Below are 23153 nucleotides of genomic sequence, written 5' to 3' on the forward strand. Positions count from 1 at the left end.
ATCAAAAGTTGTGTTTGAGAGATGACTTTAGTCACAATATATTGACAATGTAACGCTATCTTGATGCTACATACCGTATCCGTATACACATGAAGGGCTGCAGGGATAATGAAGGGTCAAATCGTCATCGGACAGTCATAACGGCGGCCCGGTGTGAATAAAAACATACGGCCGCATTAACGGTTACCCGGTATATCCCCGCCCGGTCGGGAGCCTTCAAGCGAGCCCTTGGCCTCGTACAATCTTTCATCGGCTTTTTTTAAAAGAACTGCCGCGCTTGTGACATGGGCTTCCTCGGTTGAAGCGATACCGAAACTCATCGAAACGGGGATAGACTCATCTCCAATGGCCATGGGATGGCCCTGAAAATACTGTTCAATCCGTTTCATGGAATTTGTGGCATTCTGCATGCCGGTTTCGGGAAAAATAACGACAAATTCATCTCCCGCAAACCGGGAGACAATATCCGATTCACGACTCATCCGAAGCAAATTATCCGCAACATGCTTCAGCAGACTATCCCCCTGATCATGGCCATAGACATCGTTGATACGCTTAAAATCATCCATATCCAGAAAGGCCACAGAAAGCGGTACGTCATAGCGTTTTGCCCGACTGAACTCCCGTTTCAGCTGCATTTCCATAATCCGCCGGTTAAGCAACCCGGTCAGCGGGTCATGAAACGCCAGATATTTGAGTTTTTGGGCTTGATCATATCAAAAAAGTTATCTGTAATATCACTGCGTCCCGGTCCTGCCAGTATGTCCAAGCGCTGAATCAGATCAGAGACAGGTTGATTGACACGACAGATCATTCTGAATCTTCAAAAAAGCAGTTTGGATTTCAATCCTCATCTGACGGCTTTCACCGCTTCCGGAAAACCCGATTTGATTTTTCCTCCGGATTCACCACCTGCCCTCAACCAACCGCTGCCTTTGTTTTTTTCCACAACGCTTCCTTGTCGGCCCGGGAAACAGACTCCAGGGTTTTACCACTGTTCAGAATTTTTTCTTCCATATGTCTGAAACGCTTTTCAAATTTGTTAATGGAATCGATCAATGCCGTTTCCGGATGAATTCCGGCAAAACGGGCCACATTGGTGAGTGTAAACAACACATCGCCAAATTCCATGGCAATCCGGCCTTCATCCGGTCCTTCCGGCCCGCTTTGTTTCAGTTCATCCTTGAATTCATCCCATTCGTTCTCGGCTTGATGCAGTACTTCCGGCATATCATCCCAGTCGAAACCGGTTCTGGCGGCTCGTTCAGAAACCCGGTATGCCCTCATCAGCGGCGGAAGCCTGGAAGGAATCGAATCCAGAACGGATTGATGAGCGGCATGGTTTTTCTCGGTTCGCTTTATCTCATGCCAACGCTGCTTAATCTGCTCCACGCTGTCGACCTTATCACCGGCAAACACGTGGGGATGTCGCGAAATCATTTTCTCACAGTTCAACCGGGCAACATCCCTTATACTGAAGCAACCCGTTTCCTGATAAATTCTGGCAATAAACAGGACCTGAAACAGCACATCCCCAAGCTCCTCGCATATTTCTTCCGGACTGCCGGATTCTATCGCTTCGAAGAGTTCATACATCTCCTCTTTCAGATACAGCGCCATGCTTTTGGACGTCTGTTTTTTATCCCATGGACACCCGTTGTCTCCCCTCAGGGTTTCGATCAATCCGGTTAACCGGTCTATATAATGTTCGTTATCTCTCAACGGCTTTTTTCCCATTCTTTTTTAATTTCATCGATTTTTCCGACAAAATTCTGCTTCATTTTTTCCGGCACAATCAACACCATCTGCTCGGATATGCTGGTTACATGAGGCGCCAATCTGGAATTTTTTACAATCCGGACATTCGGGGGCAGGAATGCCGTAAGAATAATCAATAGAATTGAGGCGATCAGCACGCCTTTCAGAACCCCGAACACCGCCCCGAAAATCCGGTCAATCCAACCCAAAAAGGCGATATTCATAATATATTTAATGATAACGCCGAGTATGCTGATCACAATAAACACCAGGCAGAAGACGATTAAAAAACTGACGATATCCAGATAGGTACGGCTGTCAATCCATTCCCCCAGATACGTTGAAACCTGGCTGTAATAGGTGTATGCCGCATAAAACCCCCCGAACACACCGACAATCGAAGACAGCTCCTTGATAAGCCCTCTGAATATTCCCCGGATCAAACAATACCCCAGTATTACGATTATAACGATATCAAACGGATTCATTTTTTTCCCTCTTTATCTGGCAGACTCAACATCTTTGACAAAACTTTTTTTCAGTGGGTGACGTTCCGGAAATGATACAGGTTTTTAAAATTCTCTGTATGAACACCGGTTTACATATATTACGATCTTACCGATCCATAAATGAGAATTTTCACCCGAGGTCAATCAATCTGCTGACATTACCGCAGAACTTTAACAGACAAGCGCAGACTTCGAAAAGGTCATTTATGAATGAAAATCACTCTAATAGCAGCAGGCGGATTGAGTCAAGGTGTTTTTTACCAAAAAACCAGGGGCCACGAAACGCATTTTTTATCCGATTTAAACAACAAATTGAGGTTTGCAATCACAGAAACAGTTATGGTATGTATTGCCAAATATTTTCCTGAGAGTTAAATTGTTAACATGTATTTTACGTTAAACAGACTCCTCGATCATTCTCAGTCGTTTTTTACGGACAACGCCTGTATCGGAGCATCATGACAGAACTTATTGATAACCACAGCATCAAGCTGACATATTCAGATATCGAAATTGCACGACAGCTTTTCGGAGAACGAAACGGCAATTTAAAACTGATTTCCGACGCACTGGATATCAGCGTCCACGCCAGGGGAAATACGGTTTTCATTCAGGGAGATCCGGTCGTATCCGAACTTGCCGCAGACATACTGAATCAACTTTATCACTTAATCCATGAGGGATATCCGGTGTTTCCCCGGGATGTGGATTATGCCGTAAAAATTTTAAGCGAAAATAACAAGGCACAGCTGAAAGAAATCTTTCTTGACAAGGTGTACCTTACGGCCAGGAAAACGTTTATAACACCCAAAAGCCCTGCGCAGAAAGATTACATCGACGCAATACGGCAAAATGATATTGTCTTTGGCATCGGGCCGGCCGGAACCGGGAAAACCTATCTTGCGATGACCATGGCGGTGTCCGCACTGTCGAAAGGAATCGTCCAGCGAATTATTCTGACACGCCCGGCGGTGGAAGCCGGTGAATCGCTTGGCTTTTTACCGGGAGATCTGGCAGAAAAAGTCAATCCGTATTTAAGGCCTCTTTATGACGCCCTTCATGACATGATGAAATTTGAGAAAATTTCAAGTCTGATGCAACAGGGCACTATTGAAGTCGCCCCCCTGGCGTTCATGAGGGGACGTACGCTGAACGATTCCTTTATCATTCTCGATGAAGCTCAAAATACAACCACCGAGCAGATGAAAATGTTTCTGACACGGATTGGATACAATTCCAAAGCTGTTATCACAGGGGATATTACTCAGGTCGATCTTCCATCAGACAGGCCTTCCGGGCTCATAGAATCAATGCATATTCTTCAGGAAATTGAAGGGATACAATTTATCTTCTTTACGAAATCAGATGTTGTCCGCCATCGGTTGGTCCAGAAAATCATCAAGGCATATGAAGACCTGGAAGCAAGCAAGGGCAAACCCCATAAATTCTGACTCAGTTTAATGTATATCCACGCTGGTTTTTGAATATGAACATGAAAAAGTATAAAGAGCCCCTGACCGATTTTGTGTGTAACAGCACCTGCATTCGCTGGATTATCCTGATTTCGGTCACCCTGATGTTTACGGTTCTCAATTACCCGAATCTTGTAATCACAAAGCATTCGTATTCTATCGGCGATGTCGTGGAGCGGGATATCAAGGCCCCGAAAGATTTTTTTATCGAAGACTCCACAGCTACTGAACAAAAGAGAAGACAGGCGGCTGAATCTGTTCTGACAGTTTATGATCATGATACAACGCTTTCCGATAAACTGGCCCGCAATCTCGATGAGGCCTTCAGCCTTGTGAGATCCGTTTACGATTCTGACGACCCGTCTTCCCCGGAAAATTCAACGGAAGCTCCGGCAGAGTCCACAGGCGATACCGAAAGTAACCTGTCGAACCATAATCAGATCTTGCAGATGAAAGAGGCGTTTGAAGGCAAACTCGGCCTGCCGGTCAATGACGGGGCCTATAAGGTTCTGGAAAAGGAACGGTTTCCAAAAGAAATTCCCCAGCTTATTGCCCAGCTTCTTGCGGATATTCTGGATAACGGGGTCGTCTCAAACAAGGAACTTCTGTTAAAAGAAGCCGACAAAGGGATTACGTTACGAAATCTGGAATCAAAATCGGAAAAAACGCAATTCTTACTTAAGCATTTATACAGCCTTGATCAATCCAAAGCAATGGTCAGAATCATCGGACAGCCCCTGATGAAGGAGCTGAATTACAATCTGAGGAATCTGGTCGTAGATTTTACCCAATCGCTGATTCAGCCCAATATCACGATGAACAGAAGCGAAACCGAGGAACGGAAAAAGCAGGCGGCAGGAGCCGTCAAACCCATTTTATATCAGATAAAAGCGGGCGAGATGCTCCTGCGTGAAGGCGAACGGGTAACGGAAATGCAGCTGTTGAAGCTGGGCTCGCTTCAGGATCAGATCAACCAGAACCAGATGGTTGCAAATGTGATCGGTGCCGCTGGCATCATATTGTGTCTGTTCAATATATTTTATTTTGTATATTTCAGTCACCAGAAGGAATTCAACACTCAGCCAAACAAAAATCTGCTGTTTATCGCCACCATATTTATCCTTTTTTGTTTTATCACTGAAATTGTGCCATCGTATTCCATATCGTTCAACCGGGCGACAGAGTTTTCCCCGCACATGTCATCCGTTATCTTCGGCATTCCCTTGGCGTCATCGTCCATGCTGATCTGCATGTTTCTGGGCATTGATGTTGCCATGGCCTTTTCTATTCTGATTGCAACCGGATCGGCAATCATACTGCAGAACCGTTTTGAAGTTTTCATCTATGTGCTGCTCAGCTGCCTGATGGCGGCTTACTGGATTCATCACTGCCAGCAGCGCAAAATGATCATCCAGGCCGGACTTAAAATAAGCGTTCTCAACATGGTGCTGGCTATCGTCATCAATACTTATTCAGGCAACATATCCAGCTTGAAACTTCTGTGGGACACCGGCTTTGCTTTTCTGGGAGGCGTCGGCTCCGGCATTGTTACGCTGGGGCTTGCACCTCTGATCGAAGTCGCATTCGGATTTACAACCGAAATTACATTTCTGGAACTTGCCAATCTGGAGCGTCCGATTTTACGCCGTCTTATGATCGAAGCGCCCGGGACCTATCACCACTCCGTGGTCGTCGGAACCATGGTCGAAGCCGCCGCAGCTGAAATCGGGGCAAATTCTCTGCTGGCCAAAGTCTGCGGATATTACCATGATATCGGCAAAATCAAAAAGCCGCTGTATTTTATCGAAAACCAGATTAACTGCAAAAACAAACACGACAAACTGGCCCCGTCCATGTCCAGCCTGATCCTGATTTCCCATGTTAAAGACGGCGTGGAAATAGCAAAAAAATATAAACTGGGCCAGTCGATTACCGATGCCATCAAACAGCATCATGGAAACAGCCTGATCAGTTTTTTTTATGAAAAGGCCAAGCAGCTGAAAGGAAAGGAAGCGGTCAACATCGATAATTACAGATATCCGGGTCCCAGACCGCAAACACGGGAAGCCGGTCTGGTCATGCTGGCCGATGTGGTGGAAGCCGCTTCCCGAACGCTTGAAAACCCGACACCGGCAAGGATACAGGGACTTGTTCAAAAACTTATCAATAAAATATTTTCTGACGGTCAGCTTGACGACTGTGAACTGACCCTGAAAGATCTGCACCTGATCGCCAAAAGTTTTCACACCATATTAAACGGAATCCATCACCACAGAATAGAATACACGGAAAGCATCGTACCGATAACCGGAAAGGTAAAAGATGGCCATACTGATAAACAACAGCCAAAGCAAACTCCAGATACATCCGGAGACGATCAAAAAAAAGGCCAAAGTCATCTTAAACGCCTTGGGTTGTCCTGAAGGCGAGCTGTCCATACTGATCGTGGATGATATGCAGATCACACCGCTGAACCGGCAATATCTGCAAAGAGAAGGCCCCACAAATGTCATAGCGTTTCCCATGAGAGAGGGCGATTTTTCGGATATAACCCCTCATCTTCTGGGTGATGTCGTCATTTCAGTGGAAACAGCCCAGCGGGAAGGCCAGGAATCGGGAACAGATATGGAACAACGGTTTATGCAGCTTCTTGTGCACGGAATACTCCACCTTTTTGGCTATGATCATATCGATTCCGAATCTGATGCTCAACAAATGGATGAAAAAAGTTCGGCGCTGTTGACACTTATCGATCACATCGACTGATTCGCTATATTTGCCCCGTAGACGAAGTGGTCATTATTTAATATTTTTTATTGAACGACGGAGGTTAATCAATGGCTGGATTAGCTGTAAATGTTGATCATATTGCAACATTGAGGGAAGCCAGAAAAGGAAGTTACCCTGACCCTGTAGGCGCGGCCATTTTTGCGGAACTTGCAGGGGCAGACGGCATAGTGGTTCATTTACGGGAAGACCGGCGTCATATCCAGGACCGTGATGTAAGGATACTCCGGGATGTGGTTCAGACCAAACTGATTCTGGAGATGGGAGCGACGACGGAACTGATCGGAATCGCATTGAATATAAAACCGGACCTGGTTACACTGGTACCGGAAAAGCGGGAGGAATTAACCACCGAAGGCGGACTTGATCTTGTTGTACATCACAACGTCATCGCTGAAGCAGTCAATACCCTCCAAAACAATGGAATCCCGGTCAGCATTTTCATCAACCCCGATCCGGACCAGATCAAACTGGCACATCAGATCAACGCCAGTATGATTGAAATCCATACCGGAGAATTTTGCGATTCAGCAACACTGAAAAAAAGGACCCTGGCGTTTTCAAAGATTGTCGATGCCGCCAAGCTTGCCCACAAGCTCAAACTCGGAGTCAATGCCGGTCATGGCATAAATTACGATACGATCAAGGCGTTCAAAGGACTGGACGAAATCGATGAATTCAGTATCGGCCACAGCATCATTTCAAGAGCGGTCTTTGTCGGGATGGAGCAGGCCGTCAAGGAAATGATCGATCTGATAAACGCTCTGTAAAAAATGCTCAACCCATTTGACTGAAAGCTCACGACTGACTTTTTATGGATATCGCACCGACCAAACAGATTCAGATCATCACCCGCAGTCTTGATGAAACGCAGGCACTGGGGCAAAAGGCAGGTTCACTATTGAAAGCCGGTACCGTCATCGCTCTCACGGGAGATCTGGGCAGCGGAAAAACCACGTTTGTTCAAGGACTGGCCAGAGGGCTCGCAGTGGCGGACGACTATTATATCACCAGTCCGACCTTTACCCTGATCAATGAATATCCCGGACGCTGCCCCCTGTTTCATATTGACCTGTACAGACTGTCAGGTCCGGACGATTTTGAATCGATCGGACTTTATGACATTTTAGACAGTGACGGTGTCGTTGCGATCGAGTGGGCCGAAAAACTCTGCGGGGATGTCCCATCGGATTACGTCTCGATTGATTTAACCATTCTGGAAGACGATTCAAGACAAATCCGGATAACCGCCTATGGACAGGATGCCATTGATTTGCTAATACAACTTGAATCTGCATATCATGTCCATTGATAAGGCAGATCGTTATTTTTAAATTTCAACACCGTGAAGATCCGAACCTGACAGAAAAACCAGTCCTGTCACGAAGCAATCATAGCCAAGCTCCGGTAACAGAGGCAGTCTCCGTTACCGGAGCTTTTTATAAATCATTCAAAAAAACAGGCCGATGCCGGGACACTGTACGATAAAAAAATACAATCCACTTGTTAAGGGGTTAACATGAGTCTAATTGTTCAAAAATTTGGCGGCACATCCGTAGCGGATCTGGACCGTATCCGGAATGTTGCCAGACGGATCGCAAAAACCTATGATCAGGGTCACAATGTGGTGGTTGTTTTATCCGCGATGGCGGGAGTTACCAACAGTCTGATGGATATGGCCTACAAGATAACGGATTCACCGGCAAAACGGGAACTGGATGTCCTGCTGGCTACAGGTGAGCAGAGCACGATCGCCCTTCTGGCAATGACCCTCAATTCGATGAACTATCCTGCCAAATCCCTTCTGGGCTGTCAGGCGGACATCATCACCAACACCGCGCATGGCAATGCCCGGATTCTTGAAATCGGGGCACGGCGCATAAAAGAGCTGACCAACCAGCGCCAGATTGCCATTATTGCCGGATTTCAGGGCTGCGATTCAGATGGGGACATTACCACCCTTGGCAGGGGCGGATCAGACACGTCCGCTGTTGCGATCGCCGCAGCAATCAAGGCGGACACCTGCGAAATCTATACGGATGTGGATGGCGTATACACGGCTGATCCCAATGTCTGCAGCAAAGCCATGAAACTGAGCCGGATTTCCTACGACGAAATGCTGGAAATGTCGAGTCTGGGAGCAAAAGTTCTGCAGATCCGCTCCGTTGAATTTGCAAAAAAATATAATGTGACCGTTCACGTAAAATCATCATTCTGTGAGGAGGAAGGAACCATGCTTGTGGATGAAGATTCAGACATGGAACGACTGGTCGTTTCTGCTGTCACGCATAATAAAAACGAGGCCCGGATTACGTTGAAAAACGTTCCGGATCAACCCGGCATTGCCGCCAAAATTTTTACACCGGTTGCCGAAGCCGGCATCGTGGTCGACATGATCATCCAGAATACCCAGCCTGGCGGGCTTACCGACCTGACGTTCACTGTCCCTGAAACCGAATTCAACAAAGCGATGGAAATTGGAAAAATAGTGGCAAAAAAAATCAGGGCAAGCGAAGTGATGGGAGACAAGAATATTGTCAAAGTGTCTGTCATCGGGGTCGGCATGAAAAGCCATTCCGGGGTGGCGTCAAAAATGTTTTCGACACTGGCAAACGAAAACGTCAACATTATCATGATCAGCACATCGGAGATCCGGATTTCATGCCTTATCGAAGAAAAGTATGCTGAACTGGCGGTACGCGTGCTGCACACCGCGTTCGGGCTCGATAAAGAATAGGGTTAAAAAAGGGGTGACGGGGTGATGGATGAAACGGTTTAATACCGAGCAGATGGTATTTACGCTTTTTCTGACTGCTGTCATTCTGGTGGTTTTGATGGCGAGGCTTTTTTTTGCTCCTTAATCGGGCGGTCTTTTTGACCGCCCGACCATGTTAGAATTTCAGGGTTCCTCTTTCCTTAAAACAGAATCGATTTCCTCCGCAATTTTGTCAGCCGCATCCTTTGGGTCTGCGGCATCCCGAATCGGTCTTCCGACCACCAGATAATCCGACCCGTTTTGAATTGCCTCGGCAGGTGTGGTGATACGCCGCTGGTCATCGGCTTTCACCGAATCCCAGGCCGGACGGATTCCGGGGGTCACGGTCACAAAATCCTTTCCCAGAACCGGCTTGATCATCTGCACCTCCTGACCCGAACAGACCACGCCGGAACAGCCGGCGGCCCTGGCCATGAGCGCGCGTTTGATCACCAGCGTTGACAGATCCGTTGAAAATTCTTCCCTGAACCCGGAATCCCGTATATCTTCCTTTGAAATACTGGTCAATACGGTCACGCCCAGGATACCGACACTTCCGCCCCCCCCGGCGACAGCAGCTTCCAGCATCTTCGAAGATTCCCCGCAGTGAACCGTGGCAAACGTCACGCCATAGCCGGCAATGACCCGCATGGCCCGGGATACAGTAGCCGGTATGTCATGAAGTTTTAAATCCAGAAAAATCCCGGCATTTCCCGCAGACTTGATTTGTTTGATAATATCGGGTCCGCTCCGGATAAACAGTTCGAGTCCGACCTTAAACATTCCGACGTGGCTTGAAAGCAGTTCAATATACTGCCGGGCCTCGGTAACCGAGGGTACATCCAATGGGAAAATGATATAATCTTTAGCGCATTTCATTCACAGTCCTCCATGAGAGCGGATTGTGGCAATCCATTCTGGTTTAGGGTCACGGCCGGCCCTTGGTTCTCAGTCAATTCGGCTTTCTAATGGTTCACCGACCGGCCGGTAACCGTTCTGTGATATGGATCATTCAGCCTGAATAATCGGATAAACCCGCACCTGTCGATAACGAAAATATATTCCATACCGGTCTCAATAACAAACACGAATATCGCTTCCGACAAGGATTTTAAAGCCTTCCAATCAAGATTAGCAAAGAAATCTGTTGAAATAGACAAATTTTAGATGCTATAAGCATTTGTTTAAATGCTTTTTTTTGTTAATCTTATATACCCGTTCAGTAGTGTCCGGTTAGGTTTTTGCATGTAACGTGCTGAAAAAATTATCATCTAAATCATTTTTTTCTTGACATACAGGGTAAAAAATTTTTCGCGCCTCCTTGTTAGAATAAATAATAATAACAAGGAGATATAAATATTTTGCACCCAATCGAAACACCCAAGAAAAAAATTGATTCTAAAACCTTTTATTCGTTTGTTTTACCGATGCTCAAAGTATTACCTTATGCTCCAGAGCTTTTATCCAAAGGAGATCGACCGTTAAAAATGAACTTCGAAGATCAGTTGAAAACTATTATATATTTCCATTTACAGGAGCATGAATCCGGGCGTCATTTAATCCAGGACCTTGCTGAAGATGAATTTGCCAAACAACACATTGCCCCTGAAAACGGTATCGGTAAAAGCAGCTTTTTCGAAATTCAAAACACTCGCGGTCTTGAACAGCTGCAATTTGTTTTTGAACAACTCTGTAAACAAGCCCATGGTGTTTTGCCTAAAGACTTTGAAGAACTCGGTGATCTTGTTGCCATTGATGGTTCATTAATTGATGCGGTCTTGTCCATGTATTGGGCTGATTACCGGAAAGGCTCAAAAAAAGCCAAAGGGCATTTTGGATTTGATATCAATCGAGGCATTCCTAATAAAGTGTATCTCACAAACGGCAACGGTGCGGAACGTCCCTTTGTCGGTCGCATTCTTTCCCCGGGTCAAACCGGCGTTATGGATCGCGGATACCAAAGTCATAAGGATTTTGATCTTCTTCAGCAAGATGGCAAACATTTTATTTGCAGAATCAAAATTAAGACAACACGAACTGTCGTAAAGCAAAATCCTGTCGATCCAGACAGCTATGTCTTTTATGACTCTGTGGTTCTTCTGGGAACCCCGCGAATCAACCAATCTGAAAAATCCGTTCGGGTTGTCGGCTACAAAATCGATGGCGTTAAATATTTTATTGCTACTGATCGACATGATCTTACAGCTGAGCAAATTGCCACAGCATACAAACTCAGATGGAGAATCGAAACGTTTTTTAAATGGTGGAAAAAGCATCTGAAGGTATATCATCTGATTGTTCGAAGCGAATACGGCCTGATGGTACAAATCCTTGGCGGATTGATCACATATCTGCTGATGGCTATATACTGCCGGACAAAATTCAACGAACCGGTCTCCATTAAAAGAGTACGGGAACTTCGCGCCACAATTCGTAATGAATTGTACGGCACGCATTCACAGGTTGATGATAAAATTTTCAAAGAACACGAAAAATTATTCGCACATGCAAAAACCTAACCGGACATCATTGATACCCGTTATGAAAAAACTAAAAAGATATCATATTCCTGCCGGAAGTTATTATGTGGGCAAAAAAAGTTCAACATTGCTTCAGGCATATCTGGGAACCTGCGTAGGGGTTGCATTATATGACACCCGGGCCGGCGTGGGGGGATTGATACACCTGCTGCTTCCGGCCCCTGTATCTGCCGCCAGCACCTTTGACTCGCCTGAAAAATATGCCTCTACCGGACTCCCTCTCTTCCTCGAGGCCCTGTATGAGGCGGGAGCGGATCGGGACCACCTGACAGCCTGCATTGCGGGAGGGGCTCTTGTCGGCCAGGTAAACGAGCAGGACCTGGCACTGGATATCGGTGGCCGGACGGCAGAAGTTGTCATGCAGATTCTCGAAGAGGAGCATATCCGCATCGAGGCCTCTGAAACCGGCGGGGGATTCACCTGCTGTCTCGGTCTGAATATGCACAGTTTAACCCCCCTGATCGACCCGGTAATTCACGACTATCCGGCTCCACCCCGTGACATCTCACCGCCGGCATCCAACGACATTGATCGCGTCATCAAAACACTTCAGCCGATCCCTCAGATTGCATTGAAAGTAATGAGGCTGATAAACCGGAATGCATACAATATTGATGAGGTGGCCAAAGAAATATGCAAAGATCAGGTGATCAGTGCCAGAATATTAAAATTCTGCAACTCCGTGATGTTTCCCACGATATCCAGAATACGATCGCTGGATGAAGCATTGGTCCTCATGGGACAGGATTTTCTGGTTCAATCGGTACTGGCGCTGTCCATCAAGCAATTATTCAACCAATGCGATATGGGTTATTCTCTGTGTAAAGGCGGATTGTTTTATCACGCCATCGGGACCGCGGCTGTCGCCGGAAAAATAGCTCAGGCCACGGGAAAGGCCAGCCCGTCCGTCGCCTATACGGCCGGACTCCTTCATGATATCGGCAAAGTGGTGCTGGATCAATACATCGTAGCGGCGCATCCGCTGTTTTATCGGAAACTCATGGAAGAATCCGACATTCTGGACACTGAACATCATATCCTGGGTATCACGCATACCGAAGTGGGCCGCCGGCTGGCCGACCAATGGAAATTTCACGAATCTTTAAAGGAGGCGATCTATTATCATCACAATCCTGAGGAATCCGGCAATGACACCATTCTGACCCATATCGTATATCTTGCCGACCTGCTGATGTCCAGATTCAATACCGGTCTGGAACTGGAACGTATAGGCATTCAACATTTATCATCACGCCTTGAGATGATCGGTCTTTCCATTTCACAGTTGGAAGAGACGATTGATCTCATCCCCCGACATGCCTTACAGCCTTTTTCCGGATCGGCAAATAAACGGACGGATTTTTAAGATGGACCGAACCCGACGACAATTTCATCGGGACTGAGAACCGGGTAACGGATAAACCGGAAGCCCGCTTCACAGCGGCATTCACCCTTGGCATCTATCCCTTCAGCTGGCCTGAGAGGGATGATGTCCGGCTCAGAAAACAGATTTTTATACGAAACGACATTATCCTATGGAACTGAACCAGACCCGACAGGCAATGTTAAAGCAGCTACCCGGCATTGATCGTATCCTTGAACTGTCAAAAAATGATCCGGACCTGAGCCTGCTGTCAAAATCCATTGTGACTCGAGGCGCACGGCGCGTTGTTGACCGGCTCAGAGCAGCCATTCTTCACGGAGATGAAACCGTTTCATCCATCGCATTGACCGATGAAGCCATTATCGAATCGGTCAGATCTGCCGTATCAGCGGACATGTCCCCCAATCTGAAGCACGTGGTCAATGCCACCGGCATCGTGATTCATACCAATCTCGGACGATCTCTGCTGGCACCCGAGGCCGTTGCCCATATGGCCGTCATCGCATCCGGGTATTCCAATCTGGAATTCAATCTGGATACCGGAAAACGAGGGCTCAGATACGACTGCATCGAGGAGCTTATATGTGAAATCACGGGGGCACAGGCGGCCATGGTCGTCAACAACAACGCAGGGGCTGTCCTGTTATGCCTGGAAACCATGGCTTCCGGCAGGCAGGTGATTGTATCACGGGGAGAACTGGTGGAGATTGGCGGATCATTCCGCATCCCGGATGTCATGACCAAGAGCGGGGCCATCCTGAAAGAAGTGGGGACCACAAACCGAACCCATATGAAAGATTATGAATCCGCCATCGATCAGGATACCGGCCTTCTGTTGAAAGTTCACACCAGCAATTACACCATTCAGGGGTTTACGGCCGAAGTGCCGCTCCGGGATCTGGTCCAGCTCGGCCACTCCCGGCATATCCCCGTCATGGAAGATCTGGGCAGCGGGATGTTCATGGATTTTTCCCGCTATGGCCTGCCCAGGGAACCCACGGTTCAGGAATCGGTGGCTACCGGCGCCGACATCGTAACCTTCAGTGGGGATAAGCTTCTCGGCGGCCCTCAGGCCGGTATCATTGCAGGAAAAAAAGAGATTATCCGGGAAATCGGAAAAAATCCGCTGACCCGGGCGCTCAGAATCGACAAACTGACCCTTGCCGCGCTTGAAAGCACCCTTCGCCTGCACAGAGACCCTGAAAGAGCGCTTCGTGAAATCCCAACCCTTCGCATGCTGACACTGCCGATGGACACCCTGAAGGGCAAAGCCGAAACACTGGCTCAGCTGCTTGAGCAAATTGACGACCCCCGCCTGCAGATTCAACGGTTGGATCGACCCTCACGGGTGGGAGGTGGTTCGCTGCCACTGGTCGAACTTCCCAGCAAATGCCTCGGAATAACGATCGAACACATATCCGCCGGTTTCATTGCCGAATTTATGCGGAGGTATTCCTCCCCTGTCATCGGAAGGATAGAAGAGAATGTATTTGTCATGGATCTGAGAACCGTTCAGGATAATGAATTTCCCATCGTTAAAACCGCTTTTTCCACCTTGTTGGCCAAGGGGATATCATGTTAAAACACCCGCAGAATGTATATCACCACCGATGTTCCACCAGCGACTTTCTCTGTAATCAAGCCGATGCCCTCATGCCGGATCAGCAGACCGGCCAAAGCGGACTTAACGCACTGGAGGAACTGAACACGGTTTTTCCGGATCTTATGACCGATCAGGCCTTTATCGAATATGCCGATGAGCATCTGGCCGCCGTCTCAACGTTCACTGCCATGATCATCCGGATCGATACGACCGGATCACCGCACCCCGAAGCCGCCGTCACCCACCCGGATTCAAAACTGCTTATTGATATCGCCCGGTCCATTGATACCATCTGCCAGCCGGTAAACGGGATCTGGGGACAATTGAACCGCATCACATTTGCGGCCTATCTTCCGGGAACCGCTCCCGGCGAATGCGAAAAAATTGCCGGTCACATCCAGGATCACATCCGGCAGCACTGGCGCCAAAGCGTCAGCATCGGAATTGCAACCTACCCCACGATCCGTTTCAACAAAGAGCACATCCTTGAAAACGCCGAAAAAGCCCTGGACCATGCCACATTTTTCGGCCCGGACTCCGCAGTGATATTTGATGCGGTCAGTTTAAACATCAGTGGGGATAAATTATATCAGAACGGGGATATCAACGCCGCCATCGAAGAATATAAAACGGCGCTTCAGATCGATCCGGCCAATGTCAATGTTCATAACAGTCTGGGGGTCTGTTACGGGGTATTGAACGATCTGGACCAGGCACTTATGGAATTTGAGGAGGGCATCCGGCTTGCTCCGGAGGAAGTCATGCCTGTTTATAATGCCGGATTGATTCATATGCTCAAAAAAAACAAGGCACAGGCCCTGGAATACTATTTCAAAGCCGAACAGATGGGAGAAGATATATTTGAAATCAAATTCCAGATCGGAAGGCTTTATCTTGAAACCGGTCGGCCTGAAAAGGCGCTCGCCTATCTGAGCAGAGCCAGTGAGCTGAAATCCGAATCCGCTCCCGTATACCGGTATCTGGGGGAATGCTATCTGACGATGGGGCAGACGGACGAAGCGGTCTCTGCTTATAAAAAGGCTGTCAAAATCAATCCGAACGATTCCGATTCCCTTTCTGCGCTTGGCTATTTATTTGACATTCAAGACGAAAATATCGATATTGCCACCATGTTCTGCGAAAAAAGCATTGAATTATCACCCTCAAACGGTTTATTCAGATACCGGCTTGGCCGTCTTTATCTCAAGCAGAACCGGCCTGAACAGGCGATAGCCGAATTCCGGGCAGCCAGTGAACTGGGCCATGATGCGGCTGATGACATCCGGCAGATCGAAGAGAGTCCCGGCGTCCCCCGACCGGGCACGCGTTAAGATCCGTTCTCCCAACGCCCGGAACCGCTGCGAGGGTTGTCTTGACCGGATAAATGCTTATTGTCAGTGGCGTGCATCCGGAATCAAACGAACGAAGCTTTACACAAAAATACCAACGTAAAAAAAGGATTAAATCATGCCGATTTATGAATACCATTGTGACAGGTGCGGAAAAGACTTTGAATTTCTGGTCCTTGGCAAAGATCAGGCGGCCTGCCCCTTCTGTAAGAATAAAACGGTATCTAAACTGATGTCAACCTGCGGTTTTGTCAATAAAGGCAGGGGGGGTGAAACGCTTTCGTCTTCAGCCGCTTCGTCTTCATGCAGGGGATGTACAGCCGGCAGTTGCAGGAGTTGTGGACACTGATGAAAAACAAACTGATTATCGGAACCAGAGGCAGTCAACTGGCAGTATGGCAGGCCGAGTGGGTAAGATCCGAGTTGATGGTTCAACACCCATCCCTGACAGTTGCGCTTGAAATCATCAAAACAAAAGGGGACAAAATACTGGATGTCCCGTTAGCCAAAGTCGGCGGCAAAGGCCTTTTTATCAAAGAAATTGAAGAAGCGCTTCTGGAAGGCCGCGTCGATCTGGCTGTCCACAGCATGAAGGATATGCCGGCGGAAATACCGACGGGGTTATGCATCGGTGCGATTCCTGAACGGGAGACACCGAAAGACGCGCTGATTTCCCGAAACGGACTGAGCTTTTTACAGCTGCCCCATGGCGCCCGAATCGGGACCAGCAGTCTTCGCCGGGGGGCTCAGCTCAAGCATATGAGGCCGGATGTCCAAATCCGCTCTCTCAGGGGCAATGTAGGCACGCGGCTGGACAAGCTTGGGACCGATCAACTGGACGCGATCATTCTGGCGGCTGCCGGAATCAAACGTCTGGGGTTTGAAAACAGGATCACCGAATATCTGGATGAAGACATCATGCTCCCGGCCGTCGGTCAGGGCGCATTATGTATCGAATGCAGAGGAAATGATCCGGACGTTCACCAGCTCATCGAATATCTGAATGATCCCCTCACCCGTTCGGCTGTTCTTGGCGAACGCGCATTTTTAAAGCGTCTGGAGGGCGGGTGTCAAGTTCCGATTGCCGGCCACGGGACGGTTGTCAATGGCGAATTTTCCCTTTGCGGTCTTGTGGCGGAAATCGACGGTTCAACGGTGATAAAAGAAACCATTTCCGGCTCCTGGACCGAATCTGAAACGCTTGGGCTTGAACTTGCCAATCGTCTGCTGGCAAAAGGGGCAAAGGAAATTCTGGACAAACTTAATACGGATGGGTGCTGAAAATATGAAGACGGGTATAGTGTATCTGGTTGGGGCCGGACCTGGCGATCCGGAACTCATTACGGTTAAAGGATTGGAATGTATCAAAAACGCCCAGGTGCTCATCTATGATTATCTGGCGTCACCTGCGCTGCTCAAATATGCTGCAACCGATGCCGAATGCATATATGTCGGAAAAAAAGGCGGCAACCACACCCTGTCCCAGGACGGCATAAACGCCCTGATCGCCGACAAGGCCAAACAGGGTCTGATTGTTACACGGCTGAAAGGAGGAGATCCGTTCATCTTCGGCCGGGGGGGTGAAGAAGCCGAGGTGCTCATCGATGAAGGCATTGCTTACGAAATCGTCCCGGGCGTGACATCAGCTATCGCAGCGCCTGCCTATGCCGGTATTCCTCTGACGCACCGGGATTATACAGCCACCGTCGCTTTTGTCACCGGCCATGAGGATCCGACCAAAACCGAATCCAACATCGACTGGCAATCGCTGGCAAAAGGCATCGGCACCATCGTATTTCTGATGGGAGTCAAAAATCTTCCGAACATCACCCGAAGGCTTCTGGATAAGGGCATGGCGCCGGACAAACCCGTTGCCGTCATCCGGTGGGGGACCACCCCCAGGCACCAGTCGGTTACCGGAACCCTGACCACGATTGCCGAGGTGGTTAAAACAGCCGGCATCAAAGCGCCGGCCATCATCATTGTGGGCGATGTCGTCAAATTGCGGGAGAAAATGACCTGGTTTGAAACCCGACCGCTCCTGAGGAAAAAAATTGTGGTTACCCGTGCACGGGAACAGGCCAGCGATCTGGTCAAGCAACTGTCCGATCTCGGAGCCGAGTGCGTGGAATGCCCGACCATTGAAGTGGTTCCCCCCGATGACTGGAACCCTCTGGACACGGCTGTCGGGCGACTCAATACCTATGACTGGCTGATATTTACCAGTGTCAACGGCGTGCGGTTCTTCTTTGACAGACTCTTTGCAACCGGAAGGGACGTTCGATCCCTCGGGCATATACGCACCGCCTGCATCGGACCGGCCACCGCGGAAAAACTGCGGTCATTCGGTATCAAAAGCGACATTATCCCGGAAAGTTACCGTGCCGAATCCATCGTGGACGCATTCACCCGGGAAAAGATCAAGGGCAGGCATATTCTGCTTCCGCGGGCCATGGAAGCCAGGCCCATCCTGCCGGTGGCGCTGAAAAAAATGGGGGCGATTGTCGACGAAATCAGCGCATACCGCACCAGACAGGTGTGCGACCATGCCGGCACCCTGCTATCTGAGCTGGAAAATAACGCCATCGATATGGTGACCTTTACCAGCTCTTCCACCGTAACGAATTTCAAAGCGTTTCTGCCAGCCGAAAAGCAGCAGGCGTTGATGAAAGATGTTGCGGTCGCATGTATCGGACCCATCACTGCCGACACAGCAAAGCACGCCGGCTTCAATGTCGATATTATCGCTGAATCCTTTACGATACCCGGATTATGTGACGCCATTGAAACGTATTACAGCCGTCGTGAGTCGTGAGTCGTGGGGAAAAACCGTACGCTATTGCCCCAGAATTTTTATAAAAGGCAGGGGCCTATTATTTCAATCTGTTTCAAGAATTACAGGACTGATATCATGAATCCGAATTCCAGACTGATCGATACGTTCAACCGCCGGCTGAATTATCTGCGCGTTTCCGTTACGGATCGCTGCAATCTGAAATGTCTTTACTGTGTCCCCGCCCAGCCGTCAGATAAACTCATGCACCGGGAGGTGCTCAGATATGAGGAGATGCTTCGCATTATCCGGATCGGCGCCTCCCTCGGCATTACAAAAATCAGAGTCACCGGTGGTGAGCCGCTGGTCCGGAAAGGGATTTATTCCTTTCTCGAAGAATTAAATCAAATCGAAGGAATTAAGGACGTTTCTCTGACCACAAACGGGGTCCAGCTGAAAAACAACCTGAAAAGGATTAAAGAGGCCGGAATTAAACGACTCAATATCAGTCTCGATACGTTAGACAAAAAAAAATATCACTTCATTACCCGATCTGACCAATTTGACGAGGTATGGGAAGGTATCCTTCTGGCCCTGGAAATGGGATTTAACCCCATCAAAATCAATGCCGTCGCCCTGAACGGAATCAACGACGACGAAATAGAAAACCTGGCCGCCCTGTCCCTGTCCTATCCTTTGCATATCCGGTTCATCGAATACATGCCCATCGGCCTGTCAGGCCTGACACGCGAAAACTGTCTGGCGGCCGATGCCATCCTCAGTCGGATCAGACGCCTCGGCAAGTTAAATCCCGTAGCCCCGGGATTGAATGACGGACCGGCCGAACGTTTCAGGATTGAAGGGGCACCGGGCGAAATCGGCATTATTCGTCCCCTCACCCATCATTTCTGTGACAAATGCAACCGGCTGAGGTTAACCGCAAGCGGCCAGCTCAGGCCCTGTCTGTTATCGGACATACAGTTTGATATAAAAACGCCGCTGAGAAAAGGTTACCTGGACGAAGAACTGATCAAGGTATTCATGACCGCCACACAGGCAAAACCGTCAGAACACCACTTGAGGCCCCAGGATCATGACAAACTGTCCGGCCAGATGTCAGCCATCGGTGGATGATCTTTAACAAAACTTCGTGTCTGGAGCAGGAGCATCACCCATTTCTGTCCTTCAGCAGCATTGTTCGGAAAGGAACCATTTCACCACAGAGCGCACTGAGTACACTGAGAAAGAACGATCCGTGCTAATCCGCGTAAATCCGCGGCAAAATATTTATTACCCGTGCACGCTGAAACGCAAACATTTTGGTTATGCAACGATAGGGAAAACTATCGCATCATCAGCGCCGGCAGAAACGTGATAATTTCCGGAACCATCATGAGAAGGAGAATACAGGCCACGTACGCCGGAATGAAATACGCCACCCCCCTGAAAACATCCTCCAGCGGAACATCCGCTGCCATGGCACCCACGACATAGGTGGTGGCACCCACCGGCGGCGTGACAGCCCCCAGGGTGGTAACCACTGTCACCGTGACCGCAAACCACAGCGGATCGTATCCCAGCTCGATGGCTACCGGGAAAAATACCGGTATCGTAATCAGCAGCAGGGCCAGCGCATCCATGATGGCGCCGCCGATGATGTAAATACAGAATATAACCCCCATCACAGCGATTTTCGGCAGCGGCAGCGCAACAACCCACGAGGCGATATCAAACGGTATGCGGGTGACCGCCAGAAAACGGCCGAAGATGACCGCACCGGCCACAATCATGATAATCATGGACGATACCCGAAGCGTATCGGTTACCGACAGGATAAATCCTTTCCAGCTGAGCCGCCCTTGAATCACACTGATCAATACGGCCAGCAGCGAGCCGGCCGCCCCGGCTTCAGACGGAGTAAATACGCCCAGATACAGGCCGAGCATCACCAGCAGAAACAAAATCAGCATTTCATACGCACCGGAAAGCGACCGAAGCTTTTCAATGAACGTACTTTCAGGGCCGGAAGGCCCCCACTCAGGATACACCCGGCACAGAACATAAATCGTCAGCATCAGCAGGAGGCAAAGAAGAACCCCGGCGCCGATTCCCCCGTAAAACAGCCGGGCGATGGATTGTTCGGTGGATAGACCGATGACAATGAGCACCACGCTGGGCGGTATGACAACACCGAGCGTTGATCCGCAGGCTACCGCGCCGGTGGACAGCTTCGGATGATAATTGAATTTTTTCATCTGCGGCAGCGCCACCGTCGACATAGTGGCCGCCGTCGCCGCATTGGAGCCGCAAATGGATGAAAACGCCGCGCATGCGATGACCGTGGCCATGGCAATACCACCCCGGATATGGCCGACCCACCGGTAGGCACACCGATATAATTTTTCATTCACCCCGGAATAGAATGCAATCTGACCCATGAAAATAAACAGAGGGATAACGGTCAACCCGTAGTTGGAAAAGGTGGTCCACAGCTCCGAGCTGATCATGTTCAGCCCGGCCTTGAACGAGACCACATAACAGAATCCGAAAAAACCCACCAGCCCCATGGCAAATCCCACCGGCATGCCAAAAAAGAACAGCACGATCAGCAATGCGGCAATTCCTGCGACACCGATCAATCCAAGGCTCATATGTCACCAGCCTTTTCAACGACCAGTCCCCGGACGATATCTGCCAGCAATACCAGCGACATCGCTCCACATCCAAGGGCTACGGCAAAGATGAACGGATAATAGATAATTCCCAGGGATTCGGTCAGCTCCCCGGCATCCCGAAGCGTCAACCCCAGCCGGATGATCTGCCAGGTCAGCATGGAAAACAGCAGCATCCCTGCCCCACTGCTGACGGTCTGCACAACGCGGCGGATATTGGCGGGAAACCGGTTGACCAGAACGTCCACCGCAATGTGCCCTCTTCTGCTCTGGGTCGAGCCCAGCGCAAATGATGCGGCAACCGCCCCGAACAGGCCCATGAGTTCATAGGTGCCCATGATCGGCAGCCATGCCCACCGGAAAATGATATTTCCGCTGCCAAGTGCAATCATTGCGACCAGAAAAGCCCCTCCCATACCGATCAGCAGGCGATTCAAATATGTATTGATCTTATCCAGTATGCTTAAAAACGTCATAGCCTTATCTTCTTTACCTGTCTGTATCCGGCCAGTCGTCACCGGGTATGTTTTTTTATCAGCCCCTGGATATCTTCGACAATCTGTTTCCCGGGCAAACCTTTTTTCTCCGTATCCCTGACCCAATTCTCGGTAATGGGATCGAGCATCGCATCCCAGCGGAATTTTTCCTCCCCGGAAAGGGCGATCAATTCGATATCATAGGTTTTCTGAGCCCATTGGATGGATTCTTTGACATGGTTGTCCATATAGATGCCGGTCCATTGAGCCTGCTCAACGACCAGATCATCCATGACCTGTTGCACCTCTCCGGGCAGCGCATTCCACCGCTGCTGATTCATCACCACGGCAAACGGATAGATCACGGTCTCGGTCAGCGTCACATACCGGCATAATTCGGCAAACTTCAGGTCCTTGAGCACTTCAAGAGAGGAAAACAGGCCCTGCACCACCCCTTTCTGCAGCGCCGACGGTGTGGACGACATGGGCATCCCCACCTGATTGGCTCCCCAGGCTTTGAGAATACGGGCAGCCCCCCCGGATGCTCTCAGATCCAGGCCTTTGATATCATCGATGTTTCTGATCGGTTTTCTGGACATGATATTTGAAGGCGCTGTCGTGAACATGGTCAGCACCTTGACTTTTGAAAACGCTTCAGGTCTGTATTTCTGATACAGATCCAGCAGCAGCAGGCTGCCGACCCGTGCATCGGGAATGCCCAGAGGCAGCGCCGTGGCGTTGGTAACCGTAAATCGTCCCGGCTGATAGGCCATGCACAGGACACCTATATCCGCCTGGCCTGCAATGACCCCGTCTATCATGTTCTTGGCGTCCAGCAGCGTGCCACCCGGGAAGGTATTGACAACGACCTTGCCGTTTGTGCGTTTCTCCACCTCAGTCTTCCACCGCTCCATCTGAACGCAAGGAAATGTGGTAGCCGGCGGAAAATTGGCATAACTGAGACGAATGGTTCCGGCTGCGGCAGTCCCGGGCATCTGAATTGCCGCCATGCACACAATGATAAAAATTAATGCAACATAGCGCATATATCGGATCGTCTTCATCGGTAACTTTT

The 23153-nt window shown here is 49.2% G+C and carries 20 protein-coding genes and 1 pseudogene; 14 read left to right on the plus strand and 7 right to left on the minus strand.

Going from position 1 to position 23153, the window contains the following annotated elements; all coding sequences use genetic code 11:
- Positions 1-176 precede the first annotated feature (176 nt).
- The 3 genes from PHQ97_04985 to PHQ97_04995 all read right to left on the minus strand — a co-directional run bounded on the left by PHQ97_04985 (position 177) and on the right by PHQ97_04995 (position 2246).
- The gene (locus PHQ97_04985) at positions 177-689 is read right to left on the minus strand and encodes a GGDEF domain-containing protein (protein ID MDD4392091.1); all 513 of its coding nucleotides are present in this window, start codon (positions 687-689) and stop codon (positions 177-179) included.
- A 229-nt stretch (positions 690-918) separates the two neighbouring features.
- The gene (mazG, locus tag PHQ97_04990) at positions 919-1737 is read right to left on the minus strand and encodes a nucleoside triphosphate pyrophosphohydrolase (GenBank protein ID MDD4392092.1); all 819 of its coding nucleotides are present in this window, start codon (positions 1735-1737) and stop codon (positions 919-921) included.
- The gene (locus tag PHQ97_04995; protein MDD4392093.1) at positions 1719-2246 is read right to left on the minus strand and encodes a CvpA family protein; all 528 of its coding nucleotides are present in this window, start codon (positions 2244-2246) and stop codon (positions 1719-1721) included. The genes mazG and PHQ97_04995 overlap by 19 nt, the downstream gene beginning before the upstream one ends.
- Before the next feature lie 479 nt (positions 2247-2725).
- Here PHQ97_04995 and PHQ97_05000 point away from each other — a divergent pair, with 479 nt between their 5' ends.
- The 6 genes from PHQ97_05000 to PHQ97_05025 all read left to right on the plus strand — a co-directional run bounded on the left by PHQ97_05000 (position 2726) and on the right by PHQ97_05025 (position 9263).
- Positions 2726-3718, plus strand: coding sequence for a PhoH family protein (locus PHQ97_05000; GenBank protein ID MDD4392094.1), 993 nt, complete (start codon positions 2726-2728; stop codon positions 3716-3718).
- A 41-nt stretch (positions 3719-3759) separates the two neighbouring features.
- Positions 3760-6162 (plus strand): HDIG domain-containing protein, encoded by a 2403-nt coding sequence (locus tag PHQ97_05005; protein ID MDD4392095.1) that lies wholly within the window; start codon positions 3760-3762, stop codon positions 6160-6162.
- Positions 6062-6505, plus strand: a complete 444-nt coding sequence (ybeY, locus tag PHQ97_05010) for an rRNA maturation RNase YbeY (GenBank protein MDD4392096.1) — start codon at positions 6062-6064, stop codon at positions 6503-6505. Before PHQ97_05005 ends, ybeY begins: the two co-directional genes overlap by 101 nt.
- A gap of 71 nt (positions 6506-6576) precedes the next feature.
- Positions 6577-7296: a pyridoxine 5'-phosphate synthase gene (locus tag PHQ97_05015; protein MDD4392097.1), complete on the plus strand. Its 720-nt coding sequence runs from the start codon at positions 6577-6579 to the stop codon at positions 7294-7296.
- Between the two features lie 44 nt (positions 7297-7340).
- Positions 7341-7838: a tRNA (adenosine(37)-N6)-threonylcarbamoyltransferase complex ATPase subunit type 1 TsaE gene (tsaE, locus tag PHQ97_05020; GenBank protein MDD4392098.1), complete on the plus strand. Its 498-nt coding sequence runs from the start codon at positions 7341-7343 to the stop codon at positions 7836-7838.
- A gap of 207 nt (positions 7839-8045) precedes the next feature.
- Complete coding sequence (locus tag PHQ97_05025; GenBank protein MDD4392099.1) at positions 8046-9263, plus strand: aspartate kinase; 1218 nt, start codon at positions 8046-8048, stop codon at positions 9261-9263.
- Positions 9264-9425: 162 nt separating this feature from the next.
- Here the strand turns inward: PHQ97_05025 and pyrF are convergent, their stop codons facing one another.
- The gene (gene pyrF, locus PHQ97_05030; protein ID MDD4392100.1) at positions 9426-10160 is read right to left on the minus strand and encodes an orotidine-5'-phosphate decarboxylase; all 735 of its coding nucleotides are present in this window, start codon (positions 10158-10160) and stop codon (positions 9426-9428) included.
- 575 nt (positions 10161-10735) lie between these two features.
- On the opposite strand from pyrF, the pseudogene PHQ97_05035 reads away from it, so the two are divergent.
- The 8 genes and pseudogenes from PHQ97_05035 to moaA all read left to right on the plus strand — a co-directional run bounded on the left by PHQ97_05035 (position 10736) and on the right by moaA (position 20064).
- A pseudogene (locus PHQ97_05035) lies at positions 10736-11704 on the plus strand (IS4 family transposase).
- A gap of 118 nt (positions 11705-11822) precedes the next feature.
- Complete coding sequence (locus PHQ97_05040; GenBank protein ID MDD4392101.1) at positions 11823-13187, plus strand: HDOD domain-containing protein; 1365 nt, start codon at positions 11823-11825, stop codon at positions 13185-13187.
- 169 nt (positions 13188-13356) lie between these two features.
- Entirely contained in the window at positions 13357-14787 is a 1431-nt protein-coding gene (gene selA / locus PHQ97_05045; GenBank protein MDD4392102.1) for an L-seryl-tRNA(Sec) selenium transferase, read from the plus strand.
- Positions 14781-16139: a tetratricopeptide repeat protein gene (locus tag PHQ97_05050; protein MDD4392103.1), complete on the plus strand. Its 1359-nt coding sequence runs from the start codon at positions 14781-14783 to the stop codon at positions 16137-16139. The genes selA and PHQ97_05050 overlap by 7 nt, the downstream gene beginning before the upstream one ends.
- A gap of 136 nt (positions 16140-16275) precedes the next feature.
- Positions 16276-16506 (plus strand): zinc ribbon domain-containing protein, encoded by a 231-nt coding sequence (locus tag PHQ97_05055; protein ID MDD4392104.1) that lies wholly within the window; start codon positions 16276-16278, stop codon positions 16504-16506.
- A complete protein-coding gene (gene hemC / locus PHQ97_05060; GenBank protein MDD4392105.1) occupies positions 16503-17438 on the plus strand; it encodes a hydroxymethylbilane synthase in 936 nt (311 codons plus the stop codon). Before PHQ97_05055 ends, hemC begins: the two co-directional genes overlap by 4 nt.
- Before the next feature lie 4 nt (positions 17439-17442).
- Entirely contained in the window at positions 17443-18972 is a 1530-nt protein-coding gene (gene cobA / locus PHQ97_05065; GenBank protein ID MDD4392106.1) for a uroporphyrinogen-III C-methyltransferase, read from the plus strand.
- A 96-nt stretch (positions 18973-19068) separates the two neighbouring features.
- Positions 19069-20064 (plus strand): GTP 3',8-cyclase MoaA, encoded by a 996-nt coding sequence (gene moaA, locus PHQ97_05070; GenBank protein ID MDD4392107.1) that lies wholly within the window; start codon positions 19069-19071, stop codon positions 20062-20064.
- A gap of 209 nt (positions 20065-20273) precedes the next feature.
- Here moaA and PHQ97_05075 read toward each other — a convergent pair whose 3' ends face one another.
- Genes PHQ97_05075 through PHQ97_05085 form a run of 3 tightly spaced genes read right to left on the minus strand, consistent with a single transcriptional unit; the run spans position 20274 to position 23142 of the window.
- Positions 20274-21581, minus strand: coding sequence for a TRAP transporter large permease (locus PHQ97_05075; protein ID MDD4392108.1), 1308 nt, complete (start codon positions 21579-21581; stop codon positions 20274-20276).
- Positions 21578-22078: a TRAP transporter small permease gene (locus PHQ97_05080; protein MDD4392109.1), complete on the minus strand. Its 501-nt coding sequence runs from the start codon at positions 22076-22078 to the stop codon at positions 21578-21580. The genes PHQ97_05075 and PHQ97_05080 overlap by 4 nt, the downstream gene beginning before the upstream one ends.
- A 38-nt stretch (positions 22079-22116) precedes the next feature.
- Positions 22117-23142 (minus strand): TRAP transporter substrate-binding protein, encoded by a 1026-nt coding sequence (locus PHQ97_05085; GenBank protein MDD4392110.1) that lies wholly within the window; start codon positions 23140-23142, stop codon positions 22117-22119.
- Positions 23143-23153: the final 11 nt, after the last annotated feature.

This window comes from Desulfobacterales bacterium (assembly GCA_028704555.1).
GTDB lineage: Bacteria > Desulfobacterota > Desulfobacteria > Desulfobacterales > JAQWFD01 > JAQWFD01.